Here is a 13,792-nt window from a genome sequence, read left to right on the forward strand (position 1 = left end):
ACTCCGGTTCCGTCTGCGATTTACTGCGCAGCCTGGCGCGGCTGCAGCTTCTCATCGATCTGGCGCGACAGGATCGCGGAGAATTCGTCCGCGAAGCCTTCCATGCGCGCCGAGAGCTTGCCGGCGTCGGCTGAGAACTTGTTGTAGGCGATAACCGCGGGAATAGCGGCGACGAGGCCGATCGCGGTCGCGAGCAAGGCTTCTGCGATGCCGGGGGCGACGAACGCGAGATTGGTCGACTTCGAACCGGCGATCGCCTGGAACGAGGTCATGATACCGACGACGGTGCCGAAGAGACCGATGAACGGGCCGGCCGAACCGATGGTCGCAAGCGATCCGAGGCGGGCGACCAGATGTTCCGATTCACGCGCCAACGTCACGTCCATGGCGCGATCGATACGCATCTGCAGGCCGATCGGCGAACGTGCGCCGCGCTCGAACGACTTCTTCCATTCGCGCATGGCGGCGACGAAGATGGCGCCCAGTCCCGTATTGGTACGCTCCGAAAGCGTGCGATAGAGTTCCTCGAGCGACTGGCCCGACCAGAAGACCTGCTCGAAATGATCGAACTGCCGGCGTGCCCGGGCGTAGCTCAGATACTTGTCGATGACGGTCGCCCAGGTCCATACGGAGGCCGCGAGCAGTCCGAGCATGACGAGCTTGACCACCAAGCCTGCCTGCATGAAAAGCGACCAGAGGGTGATGTCCGGTGTGGTGGCCGCTGCCAATGCTACTTGTTCCATTGATCCAAAATCCCCGAATCCAAACGCCCGGCGCTAGACCGGGCGGCTAAAAGTGATCTCACAAGAAATGTTTGGCAGCCGCCGCTGAACGCCCTGGTCAAAGCCTTCCAAGCTTACAACTGCCTTCTTGCCGTCAAATTTGGTCAAAGGAAGGCGTGCGCCGCACAAACTCCGACAACGGCAGTAAGACACTATTATGGTTAAAAGAATGTTAGCGTCGGAGCATGAAAGATTTGACGGTGACGAAGGTTATTCTGTCTCCTGGAAAGAACGGACCGGACGAAACCGGCGGCAGGCACAAAACAGTTCTTGCGCGCGGAAATTCCTTCACACAAAACTCAAGTTTTAGCAAGGAGACTTTTCGAGGCCTCCGACATCGCCACACACGGCTGCCTGCTGGCTCTAAGCAGCCTCCCTTGTGGCACTAAACCACAGCCTCGGACGCCACCAGCATCTGCGCAGCCAGCTTTTCCGGTAACCGCCGCGGTTTTCCCTTGGCGTTGATCACGGCGATAATGACCTTGGCCGCGATCAGCAGCGTGTCACCGCGGCGGATTTCCTGGGACAGCACCATCTTGGCGCCGCCAGCCTTCTCGGTCGTCGTGCGAATCACCAACAGGTCGTCCATTCGCGCCGGCCCCCTGAAGTCGATCTCCATACGGTGAACGACGAAAACCAGCCCCTCCTCGTCGGCATTCAGGAGCTCGCGCTGTTCCACGCCGAGGCAGCGCAGATAGTCCGTGCGGCCGCGTTCGAGGAAGTGGAGGTAGCGCGCATGATAGACGAGGCCGGAAAAATCCGTATCCTCATAATAGACTCGCTGCACCAGCCGGTGGCTACCGGCTTCCAGTTCCCCGGCAATCAGAAAGGGGCTGTTCATCGTCGCCGCATCTCCAAAAAATCTGGGGACCCTCTTTGGCCGAACTTCTGCCATCAAGCAAGCTTTGAACGATTGTCATAAATACTGACTATCCGGAATGGTGCCGGATAGCGATCGACGCAGAAGGATACGATCTCATGAAAATAGCGGTTATGGGCGGCGACGGTTTCATTGGTTGGCCAACCTCGCTGCATCTCTCCGATGCCGGTCATGAGATCCATATTCTCGACAATCTCTCCCGCCGCTGGATCGACACGGAGCTCGGCGTGCAATCGCTGACGCCGATGGATTCGATCCAGGAACGCACCCGCATCTGGCATGCGGAGACCGGCCGCCGCATCCACTTCCACCTCATCGATCTCGCAAAAGACTATGAGCTTCTGAAAAAGTGGCTCGCCGAGCATCGCCCCGACGCCATCGTGCACTTCGCCGAACAGCGCGCCGCGCCCTATTCGATGAAGAGCGACCGCCACAAGAATTACACGGTCAACAACAATGTCAGCGCCACGCATAATCTCCTGAACGCGCTCGTCGAACTCAACCTCGACGCCCATCTCGTCCATCTCGGCACCATGGGCGTCTATGGCTATTCCACGGTCGGCGCCGCCATTCCGGAAGGCTACCTGCCCGTCGGCATCGAGACCGTCGATGGCCGGACCGTCAATCAGGATATTCTCTATCCGGCCAATCCGGGCTCGATCTACCATATGACCAAATGCCTGGATCAACTCCTCTTCCAGTTCTATGCCAAGAACGACGGTCTCAGGATTACCGACCTGCATCAAGGCATCGTCTGGGGCACGCATACGGAGCAGACGCGCCGTCACGAACAATTGATCAATCGATTCGACTATGACGGCGATTACGGCACGGTGCTGAACCGCTTCCTCATCCAGGCGGCGATCGGCTATCCCTTGACCGTGCACGGCACCGGCGGCCAGACCCGCGCTTTCATCCACATCCAGGATTCGGTGCGCTGCATCGAGCTGGCGTTGAAGAACCCACCGCCGCGCAATGCCCGTGTCGAGATCTTCAACCAGATGACGGAGACGCATCGGGTCCGCGATCTCGCCGAGATGATCGCCAAGTTGAGCGGTGCGGAAATCGTCCGGCTGCCCAACCCACGAAAGGAAGCGCCTGAGAACGACCTGATCGTCAAGAACGACAAGTTCCTCGATCTCGGCCTAGCCCCGATCACCCTGCAAGCGGGTCTTTTGAGCGAAATCGTCGATGTCGCCAGGAAATATGCCTATCGCGTCGACCGATCGCGCGTTCCGGCCGTTTCCGCCTGGACCAAGGATCTCGCGGCGACGGTCAACCACGATCCCGAAGGCAAGCGATTGAAGTCGGTCTCATGATGTTCGGAAGCGAAATCCTGCAGGGGATACGGCCGCGCTCCACCCCGCAAGCGCGGCAAGCCTTCGTCACGCTCGTCACCAATGCCGACTACGCCATGGGCGCGTTGGCATTGATGCACTCGATTTCGCGCACCAGCACCAGAGCCGATATGGTGGTTCTACACACGGCAGGCGTCGACGACAGCGATCTTGCGCCGCTGGAAGGGCTCGGCTGCCGGCTGGTGGAGGTGGAACATCTGGCGCTCTCCGACGAATTCAACGAGCGCCACGCGCGCGGCAATCTCCATGCCAACGCTCCTTTCACCAAGGGTCGCAAGCCTTCCTTCCACTCGCCGCTCGATAATTTCTGCAAGCTCAGGCTCTGGCAGCTCATCGACTATGACACCTGTGTCTTCATCGATGCGGATGCATTGGTGCTGAAGAATGTCGACAGGCTCTTCGACTATCCGGAATTTTCCGCCGCACCCAACGTGTATGAAAGCCTTACGGACTTTCATCGAATGAATTCCGGCGTCTTCGTCGCCAAGCCGTCGCTCGCGACCTTCAAGGACATGCTGAAGCTGCTCGATCGTCCCGGCATTTTCTGGCGGCGCACCGACCAAACCTTTCTCGAGACATTCTTCCCGGATTGGCACGGCCTGCCGGTCTTCATGAATATGCTGCAATATGTATGGTTCACCATGCCCACGCTTTGGGACTGGAACAGCATTTCGATCCTGCATTACCAATATGAAAAGCCTTGGGAGAAGAACCACCCGAAGGCCGATCAACTGAAACCGCTGATCGATTTGTGGCACCATTTCCATGCCGGGCGTGACGTGCCAGACATCACCGCATTCGCCAATCCGAAAGAGGCGGCATGAAAGTTCTGGTCTCGGGCGGGACAGGTCTCGTCGGCCGCTATATCGTCGAGGAGCTGCTTGCTGCTGGATATCAGGTTGCCGTCGGTGGCCGCAACGCACCGGAATCCAGCCTCTTCTCCCAGCCCGTCACCTTCGTGCCATTTAGCCTCGACCCTTCTGAGGATCAGAGCGACGTCTTCGACGATGCCTATTTCTTCGTGCACGCGGCCTTCGCGCATGTCCCCGGCAAATATCGCGGCGGCGAAGGCGACGATCCCGAGAGCTTCCGCCGGCTCAATCGGGATGGCACGATAAAGCTATTCGAAACGGCAAAACGCTCGGGCGTCCGCCGCTGCATCTTTCTCTCGTCGCGCGCCATCTATGGTGACCGGCTGGCCGGCGAGACGCTGACGGAAGACATCATCCCGACGCCGAACACGCTCTATGGCGAAGTGAAGCGCGATGCCGAACACGCCCTCTTCTCCTTGTCCGCGCCCAGCTTCCTGACGGCGAGCCTAAGGGCGACAGGGGTCTACGGCGATCTCCGGCCGAACAAATGGGATGATCTTTTCACGGATTACCTTGCGGGAAAGCCGGTTCCGTCCCGCGCCGGAACCGAAGTCCACGGTCGCGACCTCGGCCGCGCCGTCCGCCTGCTCTTGGAAACCGAGACCAGCCGCATCAGCGGCGAGGCTTTCAACCTCTCGGATATTCTCACCGATACGCACAATATCCTTGCGCACTTGCAGCGGGCAACCGGCTGTCCGAACCCCCTGCCCGCACCCGCGCCACAAGGCGTCGTCAGCGCGATGGATACGTCGAAAATCCGCGCGCTCGGCTGGCGTGGCGGTGGCGCGAGACTGCTGGAAGAGACCATTGCCGGATTGGCGGTGCCGCTGCGCCATGCGGGTTTCAGCGCATCAACATGGTCTCGTCCCAGCTAAGCGCCGCCAAGTCCTCACCCCGAAATCTCGCATCGTCGGCAACGATGAATTCATCCAGTTGCGGCGGGGCGACGCTGCTGCCGGCGAGCATGGCATGCACCTGCCCGCGATGATGGGTCTGATGCTGGAAAAGATGGCTCAGCACATCCTCCGCACGCTCCCTCTGGATGCGGTCGCCGCGATGCAGATCGATCACCCGCACCAGCCCCTCGGGATTCAGATGCTCACAAAGAACCACGAGCCGCGCGTCGACTTTGCCTTGCTCCACCGTCAATGCATCGAGCGTATCGAACGGCTCTTCGATGTCGAAAGCCTTAAGACCGAGCGTACCGCCCTCCAGCGCATCGACATAAAACCAGTCGACGGTCAGGATGTGACTAAGGGTCGACTTGATTGAGGGAAAGAACCCGCCTGGCCTCGAACTCGCCGCGCCGAAGCGCCGCACAGGCCCGATGCAATCGGACATTCGCCAAGGCGTTGTTGTAAGCGAGCTTGCTGAACACGCGGATCGGATCGAAACCGGACATGCTGCACTCCCTCCTCTACGCTTTGTCGAGATCGCCATCCCGCCAAACCAGATGGCGCGCGGTTATCGGCAGGCTTTCGATTTCGTCGGCAATGAAATAGGGCGGAATATCGAGTGCAACCAGCGCCTCGCGCGTGGCCGGCACCCATTTGAATTCGAGATGATTGTCGCCGTCTTGGATGCGATGAACGATCTCCTCGGGCCGAAACGGGAAACCCCGGGGGATATCCATCACATAGTAGAGTCCCAGCTCATGCCAATCACGGCGCTCGTAGTGAAAGAAGTTCTCCACCATCCAAAGCAGCCGGCCAACCACAACGTCGACGCCCAGCTCCTCCATCATCTCTCGCCGCAACGTCTCCTGCGACGTCTCGCCGATTTCCGCCCGGCCGCCCGGAAAGGTCCAAAACGGCTCATGCACAGCGCGGTGGACGAGCACATGCCCCTCGCGAAAACCAAGGCCCGCTACGCGCATCTGGTATCGCGCATGACCGGCGTTCACCCTGATGACCCTGCGTTTCGACATCGCCCTATCCCAGATCGATCACAACGATTTCCGGCGGGACGCCGACGCGAACCGGCGCCACCGAACAGCCCAGGCCGCCGGAGACGATGATATGCCGATCCTCTTCGACAATATGGCCATAGACATACCGGTCGCCATAGCGCGACGGCAGATAGGGTGACCAGCCGAAAACCCTGACCTGCCCGCCATGCGTATGACCGGACAAAGTCAGCGACACGCGCGACGGCACGGTCGGAAAGATATCGGGCTCATGGGCGAGGAGGATAACCGGCGCCTCGTCATTCACCTGCGCCAGTGTGCCGTCGAGATCATCGAGCCCCGTCGTGAACTGGCGCTTCCAGCGGACGCTCCGGCGCAAAGCAAGCTGATCCTCGACGCCTGCCAGCCAAAAGCCGTGTCCATCCTTTTCGAGACGAGCCGAACGATTGGAATAGACCGGAATTCCGACATCCGCCAATGCCTTGTGACTGAAGGTCGGGCCTGAGCCGCGCTTCTGCGCCGCCGCATCGTGCCACCAATCATGATTGCCGACGATCGCGTGAACGCCGAGCGGCGCCTTCAGGGCTGCGAGCTCCGCCGCCCATACCCGATGATCGACGCGTCCGGTTACGAAATCCGTCCCCGACGTGTAATCGCCGAGCAGAACGATGATATCGCCACCGAGATCGTTGGCACGGGTGCAAATGGAGGCGATGCGATCGGCCGTCATCCACGGTCTGCACGCATGAAAATCGGCCAGTGCCACGACCCTCAGTTTCAGCCCCGGCGTCCAACCAGGCGGCGTCAACTGGTAGCGGGCCACGTTGAGGCGCAAGACGGGCTCGTATCCAAAGGCATAGCCACCGAGCGCCATCAATCCGACGATACTGCTGCCGAAGAGCTTCAGGAAACCGCGACGGCCGATCACTCGCCTTCCTCCTGGAACAGCCTGAACTGTGCTGCCTCCAGGTCCTTTGGCGGCTGCATCCCGAGATGTCGCCAGGCGATCGCCGTCAGTACGCGGCCGCGCGGCGTACGCTGAATGAAACCCTGCTGGATCATATAGGGCTCGATGATATCCTCGATCGCGTCGCGCGGTTCGGAGAGGCCCGCGGCGATGGTTTCGATGCCGACCGGGCCGCCGCCGAAATTGACGGCGATCATATTGAGATAGCGCTTGTCGAGCTGATCGAAACCGACATTATCGACCAGCAGCCGGGTCAATGCCTCATCGGCGATCTCGCGGGTTACCGCCTCGGCCTTTGCCACTTCGGCGAAATCACGTACCCTGCGCAGCAGGCGGCCAGCGATGCGCGGCGTGCCGCGGGCGCGCCTGGCAATCTCGCGCGCGCCCTCTTCGGTTATCCCGAGCCCCATCAGCCGCGCTCCGCGGCGCACGATCAGCTCCAGTTCCTCAACCGTATAGAAGCTCAGGCGAACAGGAATGCCGAAACGGTCACGCAGCGGCGTCGTCAGCAGGCCGAGACGCGTGGTGGCGGCGACCAGCGTGAACTTGGCAAGATCGATCTTCACCGAACGCGCCGCCGGGCCTTCGCCGATAATCAGGTCAAGCTGAAAATCCTCCATGGCCGGATAAAGGATTTCTTCGACGGCCGGATTGAGGCGATGGATTTCGTCGATGAAGAGCACGTCCCGCTCTTCGAGATTGGTCAGAAGCGCGGCAAGATCGCCGGCCTTGGCAATGACAGGGCCGGACGTCGAGCGGAAATTGACGCCGAGTTCCTTCGCCATGATCTGCGCCAGCGTCGTCTTGCCGAGACCCGGGGGGCCGACGAACAGCACATGGTCCAACGCCTCGCCGCGTCCCTTTGCGGCCTCGATGAACACCTTGAGATTGGCGCGCGCCTCTGCCTGGCCGGTAAACTCGTCCAGCGACTGCGGCCTAAGCGTCACATCCAGGTCTTCGCCCCGCTTTTCCGGCGATATCAAGCGTGCGGCTTCGCTCATGTCAGACGTTCCATTCCCGGTATGCGTTTTGCGGCTTTGATGCTGAAGACCATGGCGGTCACCATGGCTCCCTCCCTTAGATCACCATTTCGTGGAGGAGCGCCATGAGTCGATCTCCTTACCTTGAGACAATAGTAAGGAATAGAAAAAGGTGCAAAGGATCACCGTGCAAGTTCCTTCAATCCCAGCCGGATCAGCTTGGCGCTGTCTGCTTCCTCACCCGCCGATTTCATCGCAGCCGCAACCGCATTTGCGGCCTGGTCGCGGGAATAGCCGAGATTGGTGAGCGCAGAAACGGCATCGGCGACCGGGGCGGAAGCGACGCCATCGCCCAATTCCTGCTTTAGGCCGATATTGATCGCCTCTCCCGCAAACGCCGGCGCCTTGTTCTTCAGCTCGGTGACGATGCGCATCGCCACTTTCGGCCCGACACCCGGCGCCCGGGATACGGCGCCGCGGTCCTGCAGCGCGATCGCATTGGCGAGCTCCGACGGCGTCAGCGTCGACAACAGTGCCAGCGCCACCTTCGCGCCGATACCCTGCACCGTCTGCAGAAGATTGAACCACTCCCGTTCAAGCACCGTCGTGAACCCGAAAAGACGGATTTGGTCCTCGCGGACATAGGTCTCGATGAAGAGAACACAGGCCTCGCCGACGGAGCCGAGTTTCGACAGCGTACGCGCCGAACAATAGGCGACGTAGCAGACGCCGTGCACATCCACGAGCGCATAGTCCTCGCCGATCTCTTCGATTGTACCTTTCAACTTGCCGATCATGAATGATGTCCGTCAGGGATGGGTTTCGGGAGAGATAAGGTCAAGTGAAGGAAAGTAAGAGCGATAACGAAAACAAACTACCCCGCCAGCGCCGCCTGACGCATCCGGCTGGCGCCGCGATTATGGGCATGGCAGATGGCGATGGCGAGTGCATCGGCGGCGTCGTTGCCTTTGAACTCCACCTTCGGCATCAGGATCTTCAGCATCATGTGGATCTGCTGCTTCTCGCCATGACCCACACCGATCACTGCCTTCTTGACGGCATTCGGCGCATATTCGGCAACCTGCAGCCCGGCGCGCGCCGGCACGAGCATGGCGATACCGCGCGCCTGGCCGAGCTTCAGCGTCGCCACCGCATCCTTATTGACGAAGGTCTGTTCGACAGCGGCTTCATCCGGCTTGTAGCTGTGGACGATATCGGCAAGCCCATCGTGAAGCTGGCAGAGGCGCGACGCGAGATCCATCTCGCCGTCCGACGTCACCGTCCCCGAGGCCACGAAACGCAGGGAATTGCCCAATGTGTCGATAATGCCCCAGCCGGTGCGGCGCAGGCCGGGATCGATGCCGATGATTCGAATCGTATTCTGCATGCGTCAACCTATCTTTGGAGCTGCAGATGTGCCAGCAAAATGTGAACAAAACAAAAACAAACTCCCAAACCCAGCCTCTTTCTGCAGCTTTGAAATTAGGGTGACGAAATTGCCGGGCAGGGTTTGGAATGGAGTGTCGGCGCTCCTACATGGAGACAATTGCTCCTCCCCTTTCACCACGCAGGTCTCTTGCCATGGTCCCCTTTTCCATCCTCGATCTTTCGCCCGTTGCCGAGGGCAGCACAGTCAGCCAATCCTTCGAAGGCTCGAAGCGCCTAGCGCAGAAGGCGGAAGCGCTTGGCTACACCAGGTTCTGGCTGGCGGAGCATCATGGCATGCCCGGCGTCGCCAGCGCCGCGACCGCGGTTGTTATCGGCCATGTCGGAGCAGCCACGTCGCGTATCCGCATCGGCTCGGGCGGCGTCATGCTGCCGAACCATTCGCCGCTGGTGATCGCGGAGCAATTCGGCACGCTCGAAGCCCTGTTCCCCGGCCGCGTCGATCTCGGTCTCGGTCGTGCGCCGGGCACGGATATGCGCACGGCGCAGGCCCTGCGTCGCAACCTCGATGCCGGCGCCCAGAGCTTCCCCAATGATATTGTCGAGCTGCAGCATCTGTTCAGCCCGGCCGACGAGAACCAATCGATCCTTGCCGTACCCGGCAACGGCGCCAAAGTGCCGATCTGGCTGCTCGGATCGAGCCTCTACAGTGCCCATCTCGCCGCCATGCTCGGCCTGCCCTATGCTTTCGCCTCGCATTTTGCGCCGGAAGCTTTGCTCGATGCCGTCGCCATCTATCGCGACCGCTTCACGCCGTCGGCAACACTCGACAAACCCTATGTCATGGTCGGCGTCATGGGCTCGGCCGCGGAGACCGACGAAGAGGCGGAATATCACTTCACCTCGGCACAGCAGCAATTCGTCAACCTGCGCCGCAATGTCCGCGGCCCCTTCCCTCGCCCCCGCAGGGACATGGACGATTTCTGGACGCCGATGGAAAAACTGAATGTCGAACACACCCTGCGTTACGCCGTTGTCGGCTCACCCGCGACTGCCGAGGCCAAGCTTTCGCAGTTCATCAAGGATACGGAAGCGGACGAAGTGATCATTTCGATGCCGATCCACGACATCGAGGCGCGGCTGAGATCGGTGGAGCTATTCGCGCAATTGCCGTCATTCAAGAAGGCGGCCTAATAATAGAAAAGCCCCAGTCTCCCTTGGCAAAAGCTGGGAGACTGGGGCTTATTTTTAGAGGAAAAAATCAGGCCGAGAGCTTGGCCAGAATCTCTTCGGAGACTTCGAAGTTCGAATAGACGTTCTGCACGTCGTCGTCGTCTTCCAGGCTGTCGATTAGCTTCATCAGCGACTGCGCCTTTTCTTCGTCGACCGGCACATTGTTCTGGGCACGCCAGATCGCCTTGACGGTTTCGGCTTCGCCGAGCGTTGCTTCGAGTGCCTTGGCAACCTCGTTCATCGCTTCGAAACCGCAGATGATGGTGTGGCCTTCCTCATCGCTCTCGACATCGTCGGCGCCGGCTTCGATCGCGGCTTCCATCACCTTATCCGCATCGCCGACCTCGGGCTTGTAGGTGATTTCACCGACATGGTCGAAGGAGAAGGAGACCGAGCCGGTTTCACCAAGCGCGCCGCCGGCCTTCGTGAAGATCGAGCGGACGTTCGACGCGGTGCGGTTGCGATTGTCGGTCAGAGCCTCGACGATGATCGCGGTGCCGCCGGGGCCGTAGCCCTCATAGCGGACCGCATCGTAATTCTCGGTATCTGCGCCGGAGGCTTTCTTGATGGCGCGATCGATATTGTCCTTGGGCATCGACTGCGCCTTGGCGTTCTGGATCGCCAGGCGCAAACTTGCGTTCATGCTCGGATCAGGCAGACCCGACTTGGCGGCAACAGTGATTTCACGTGCCAGCTTCGAGAACATTTTCGAACGCACCGAGTCCTGACGACCCTTGCGATGCATGATGTTTTTAAACTGTGAATGGCCAGCCATGGCACCCCTGTTCGCGTCTTTTGTTGGGAATGGGCCGCCTTATAAGAGCGAAGTGGCTTTCATTCAAGCAAAAAGCCCGCAAGGACGCCCACGACAGGGCGCCCGGTAGCGATATCCTTCGAAGGTGTGCCCGGGCGGAGGGAGAGGGCCGCCCGGGCATCGTGCTGATCGGCTCAAAGCCCCCTCAGCACGTAAATCAGCGGCTTGCGCGGCAGGGTTTTCAGCGAAACGGTGGTGCTTGCGGTGGGCGCATAGGCGATGTCGAAATCCGGGCCGAACATCGCCAGGAATTGCTGTATCGGCGGACCCCAGCGATGCATTGGCAGAATGAGCGACGAACGCAGCCGTTTCACCACCCGGCTCATGCTGTCCGCGCCCATGGTAAGGCCGCCATCGACCGGCACCATGACGACATCGAGCCGGCCGATTTCGGCATATTGCTTGTCGTTGAGCTCGAAATGCAGGTGCCCAAGATGGCCGATGCAGAGCCCGGCCACTTCGAAGATGAAGATCGAATTGCCGTTCGCCTCGACACCTCCCGACCATCCACGAATATCGGTCACCACGTTGCGGATCAGCGTATCGCCGACAGTCAGATTGATCTTCGCCGGCTCGCCGGGCGTATCGCTCCAGCCGTGCAGCACATATTTGATCGCCGGATCCGGGGTCAGCGTGTAATGGCTTGGATGCGCCTTGTTCATCGTCACGACGGTCGGCGTATAAGGCGGGACAAAGGCGCCGCTGAAATCGGTCGCGATCGACACACCGCCGGGTGTCTCTATGAAGAGGGTGGCATGACCGAGGAAGGTGATTTTTACATCGCCGCCGACGGGATCGTTGGCCGGAAGCGGGGCTGAACCGGAAAAGCTGGCGAATGTCGCTTTCGGCAGCGACTGCGCGATCGCCTGACATTGGCTGACGTGTGGGCGGGACGGTCTCTCCTGGGCGTCTGCCGCACTCCAACCGGCCACGGCCAGCAGGAAGATCACAGCGAAGACGGGAAATCGCAGCATCATGCCATCCCTTCAGCTCCACAGAGCCGCGAAGGATGCGGTATGAGCTGAGGTGCGTCCAGCGGCAATCCGATCGGATTGCTCACAATCGCGTCATCGCCGCCGCGTGATCAACGGCAAGACAATAACTAACGCCAGAATTCTGGAATGGTCTCCGCCAGGCGCGGCCCGATCCTGAGCGGCGCGATCTTTTCGGCAAGCCCCGTCGCATCCGATATCTCGACACCGACGCCGCAGATGGTGGCCGGCCCGGAGGCAGCCTCGAAACGGCCCTTCGGCATCTTCGAAATGAAGCGGTTGAGCGGCTCTTCCTTCTCCATGCCGAGCGACGAGTCATAATCGCCGCACATGCCGGCATCCGACATGTAGGCGGTGCCGCCATTCAGGATCTGCGCGTCCGCGGTCGGCACATGCGTATGCGTGCCGACAACAAAGCTGGCGCGGCCATCCACGAAATGGCCGAAACATTGTTTTTCGCTTGTCGCTTCCGCATGGAAATCGAACACGATGGCGTCTGCCTGCTCTTTCAGCGGGCAGGCATCGAGGATCGCTTCCGCCGCCTTGAAAGGATCGTCCAGCTCCGGATGCATGAAGACGCGGCCCATGATGTTGGCGACGAGCACCCGGGCGCCGTTGCGGGCATAATAGATACTGGAGCCGCGACCGGGCGTGCCGGCCGGATAATTGGCGGGGCGCAGAAACTGGTCGTGGCGCCCACAGAACACCACCGCTTCCTTCTGATCCCAGACGTGATTACCCGTCGTCACCACATCGGCGCCGGCATTGATCGTTTCCAGAAAGATGTCCTCGGTGATGCCGAAGCCGCCGGCGGCGTTCTCGCCGTTGACGATGACGAAGTCGAGCTTCAGATCGGAAATGAGGCCCGGCAGGCGATCCCATACCGCAACCCGTCCGGTCTTGCCGACCATGTCACCTAAAAATAGCAGCCGCATTTCCTATCCAATCTCTACGGAAACGAAATTGAGGCCGCTCTCGGTCAAAATCGCGTCAAGACGGACATCATGCGGCTCAGCCGGTACTGATGGCACTTCTTGGCAATCAAATGCAATGCCGATCAGCCGCGGATTCAGCCCTTTTTGCTGCAGATGATCAATGGCGCGATCATAGTAGCCGGCGCCGTAGCCAATACGATGGCCGGTGCTGTCGAAAGCCGAAAGCGGCACCAGCATGATATGCGGGTCCAACACTGGAGCCTCTGGCCCAGGCCCCGCCGTGCCGAAACCACTGGAAACCAGCTCCGCGCCGGGAACGAGTTCGCGAAAGACGATGGTGCGTTTATCGAGAATGACCGGCACGCAAAGCCGCGCACCCCGCTCGCGCAGCCGCGCCATCAGCGGCCGTATGTCCACTTCGGACCGGATCGGCAGGAAGCCGGACACGATCTCTCCAGGCTGAAGCTCGATCGCATCGCCGGCATGCGCAAGCATCGCCAACCCCTTCTCGATCCGCTCGTCTGGAGGAATGGCGTCACGCGCTGCCAGGCGCTCGTTGCGATATAGGGTTTTCAGCTCTTTGGGGTTCATCAGGCTTTCGCGGCGTTCGACAATATCACGAAAACATAATGAGCCGGCGGCCCATTGCAATGCGTGAAAGCGACATGCCGTGATTGCATGCTGGTC

General features: G+C 60.3%; 15 protein-coding genes and 1 pseudogene. 4 read left to right on the plus strand and 12 right to left on the minus strand.

From position 1 onward, the window contains the following. Positions 1-20: 20 nt before the first annotated feature. Both tolQ and ybgC read right to left on the minus strand, forming a co-directional pair. Positions 21-743: a protein TolQ gene (tolQ, locus tag QA648_RS12370; RefSeq protein ID WP_283047209.1), complete on the minus strand. Its 723-nt coding sequence runs from the start codon at positions 741-743 to the stop codon at positions 21-23. Positions 744-1,167: 424 nt separating this feature from the next. Next, a complete protein-coding gene (gene ybgC, locus QA648_RS12375; protein WP_283047211.1) occupies positions 1,168-1,623 on the minus strand; it encodes a tol-pal system-associated acyl-CoA thioesterase in 456 nt (151 codons plus the stop codon). 137 nt (positions 1,624-1,760) lie between these two features. Between ybgC and QA648_RS12380 the strand changes: the two genes are divergently transcribed. Genes QA648_RS12380 through QA648_RS12390 form a run of 3 tightly spaced genes read left to right on the plus strand, consistent with a single transcriptional unit; the run spans position 1,761 to position 4,767 of the window. Further along, positions 1,761-2,981, plus strand: coding sequence for an NAD-dependent epimerase/dehydratase family protein (locus QA648_RS12380; RefSeq protein ID WP_104824150.1), 1,221 nt, complete (start codon positions 1,761-1,763; stop codon positions 2,979-2,981). Further along, a complete protein-coding gene (locus QA648_RS12385; protein WP_283051320.1) occupies positions 2,981-3,844 on the plus strand; it encodes a glycosyltransferase in 864 nt (287 codons plus the stop codon). Before QA648_RS12380 ends, QA648_RS12385 begins: the two co-directional genes overlap by 1 nt. Further along, positions 3,841-4,767, plus strand: a complete 927-nt coding sequence (locus tag QA648_RS12390) for an NAD(P)-dependent oxidoreductase (protein ID WP_283047213.1) — start codon at positions 3,841-3,843, stop codon at positions 4,765-4,767. Before QA648_RS12385 ends, QA648_RS12390 begins: the two co-directional genes overlap by 4 nt. Here the strand turns inward: QA648_RS12390 and QA648_RS12395 are convergent. The 6 genes and pseudogenes from QA648_RS12395 to ruvC all read right to left on the minus strand — a co-directional run bounded on the left by QA648_RS12395 (position 4,736) and on the right by ruvC (position 9,132). Further along, positions 4,736-5,294: pseudogene (locus QA648_RS12395) on the minus strand (DinB family protein). The gene QA648_RS12390 and the pseudogene QA648_RS12395 sit on opposite strands and share 32 nt — an antisense overlap. Before the next feature lie 15 nt (positions 5,295-5,309). Next, positions 5,310-5,819, minus strand: a complete 510-nt coding sequence (locus QA648_RS12400; RefSeq protein ID WP_283047214.1) for an NUDIX hydrolase — start codon at positions 5,817-5,819, stop codon at positions 5,310-5,312. Between the two features lie 4 nt (positions 5,820-5,823). After that, entirely contained in the window at positions 5,824-6,726 is a 903-nt protein-coding gene (locus tag QA648_RS12405) for a metallophosphoesterase (protein ID WP_283047215.1), read from the minus strand. Further along, a complete protein-coding gene (gene ruvB, locus QA648_RS12410) occupies positions 6,723-7,766 on the minus strand; it encodes a Holliday junction branch migration DNA helicase RuvB (protein WP_028754570.1) in 1,044 nt (347 codons plus the stop codon). The genes QA648_RS12405 and ruvB overlap by 4 nt, the downstream gene beginning before the upstream one ends. Positions 7,767-7,927: 161 nt before the next feature. Continuing rightward, the gene (gene ruvA / locus QA648_RS12415) at positions 7,928-8,542 is read right to left on the minus strand and encodes a Holliday junction branch migration protein RuvA (RefSeq protein ID WP_104824156.1); all 615 of its coding nucleotides are present in this window, start codon (positions 8,540-8,542) and stop codon (positions 7,928-7,930) included. A 77-nt stretch (positions 8,543-8,619) separates the two neighbouring features. Continuing rightward, positions 8,620-9,132, minus strand: a complete 513-nt coding sequence (ruvC, locus tag QA648_RS12420) for a crossover junction endodeoxyribonuclease RuvC (RefSeq protein WP_028754576.1) — start codon at positions 9,130-9,132, stop codon at positions 8,620-8,622. Positions 9,133-9,326: 194 nt separating this feature from the next. Here ruvC and QA648_RS12425 point away from each other — a divergent pair, with 194 nt between their 5' ends. Continuing rightward, a complete protein-coding gene (locus tag QA648_RS12425; RefSeq protein ID WP_283047220.1) occupies positions 9,327-10,325 on the plus strand; it encodes an LLM class flavin-dependent oxidoreductase in 999 nt (332 codons plus the stop codon). A 67-nt stretch (positions 10,326-10,392) separates the two neighbouring features. On the opposite strand, the gene QA648_RS12430 is transcribed toward QA648_RS12425, so the two are convergent. From QA648_RS12430 to QA648_RS12445, 4 genes are all read right to left on the minus strand, one after another. Continuing rightward, on the minus strand, positions 10,393-11,139 hold the full coding sequence (locus tag QA648_RS12430; protein WP_104824158.1) for a YebC/PmpR family DNA-binding transcriptional regulator: 747 nt from the start codon (positions 11,137-11,139) through the stop codon (positions 10,393-10,395). Between the two features lie 173 nt (positions 11,140-11,312). Continuing rightward, positions 11,313-12,155 carry an MBL fold metallo-hydrolase gene (locus QA648_RS12435; protein ID WP_283047222.1) on the minus strand — a complete coding sequence of 281 codons (843 nt, stop codon included), beginning with the start codon at positions 12,153-12,155 and terminating at the stop codon, positions 11,313-11,315. A 125-nt stretch (positions 12,156-12,280) separates the two neighbouring features. Next, on the minus strand, positions 12,281-13,105 hold the full coding sequence (locus tag QA648_RS12440; protein WP_104824160.1) for a YmdB family metallophosphoesterase: 825 nt from the start codon (positions 13,103-13,105) through the stop codon (positions 12,281-12,283). Positions 13,106-13,108: 3 nt separating this feature from the next. Continuing rightward, positions 13,109-13,696: a 5-formyltetrahydrofolate cyclo-ligase gene (locus tag QA648_RS12445; protein ID WP_283047224.1), complete on the minus strand. Its 588-nt coding sequence runs from the start codon at positions 13,694-13,696 to the stop codon at positions 13,109-13,111. Between the last annotated feature and the right edge of the window lie 96 nt (positions 13,697-13,792).

The sequence above is a fragment of the Rhizobium sp. CB3171 genome (genome assembly GCF_029714265.1).
GTDB lineage: Bacteria > Pseudomonadota > Alphaproteobacteria > Rhizobiales > Rhizobiaceae > Rhizobium.

What these genes read in the sequence shown, in the direction of transcription:
- tolQ (WP_283047209.1), bottom strand. Translation starts at nt 743, where the DNA reads ATGGAACAAGTAGCATTGGCAGCGGCCACCACACCGGACATCACCCTC.
- ybgC (WP_283047211.1), bottom strand. Translation starts at nt 1,623, where the DNA reads ATGAACAGCCCCTTTCTGATTGCCGGGGAACTGGAAGCCGGTAGCCAC.
- QA648_RS12380 (WP_104824150.1), top strand. Translation starts at nt 1,761, where the DNA reads ATGAAAATAGCGGTTATGGGCGGCGACGGTTTCATTGGTTGGCCAACC.
- QA648_RS12385 (WP_283051320.1), top strand. Translation starts at nt 2,981, where the DNA reads ATGTTCGGAAGCGAAATCCTGCAGGGGATACGGCCGCGCTCCACCCCG.
- QA648_RS12390 (WP_283047213.1), top strand. Translation starts at nt 3,841, where the DNA reads ATGAAAGTTCTGGTCTCGGGCGGGACAGGTCTCGTCGGCCGCTATATC.
- QA648_RS12400 (WP_283047214.1), bottom strand. Translation starts at nt 5,819, where the DNA reads ATGTCGAAACGCAGGGTCATCAGGGTGAACGCCGGTCATGCGCGATAC.
- ruvB (WP_028754570.1), bottom strand. Translation starts at nt 7,766, where the DNA reads ATGAGCGAAGCCGCACGCTTGATATCGCCGGAAAAGCGGGGCGAAGAC.
- ruvA (WP_104824156.1), bottom strand. Translation starts at nt 8,542, where the DNA reads ATGATCGGCAAGTTGAAAGGTACAATCGAAGAGATCGGCGAGGACTAT.
- ruvC (WP_028754576.1), bottom strand. Translation starts at nt 9,132, where the DNA reads ATGCAGAATACGATTCGAATCATCGGCATCGATCCCGGCCTGCGCCGC.
- QA648_RS12425 (WP_283047220.1), top strand. Translation starts at nt 9,327, where the DNA reads ATGGTCCCCTTTTCCATCCTCGATCTTTCGCCCGTTGCCGAGGGCAGC.
- QA648_RS12430 (WP_104824158.1), bottom strand. Translation starts at nt 11,139, where the DNA reads ATGGCTGGCCATTCACAGTTTAAAAACATCATGCATCGCAAGGGTCGT.
- QA648_RS12435 (WP_283047222.1), bottom strand. Translation starts at nt 12,155, where the DNA reads ATGATGCTGCGATTTCCCGTCTTCGCTGTGATCTTCCTGCTGGCCGTG.
- QA648_RS12440 (WP_104824160.1), bottom strand. Translation starts at nt 13,105, where the DNA reads ATGCGGCTGCTATTTTTAGGTGACATGGTCGGCAAGACCGGACGGGTT.
- QA648_RS12445 (WP_283047224.1), bottom strand. Translation starts at nt 13,696, where the DNA reads ATGAACCCCAAAGAGCTGAAAACCCTATATCGCAACGAGCGCCTGGCA.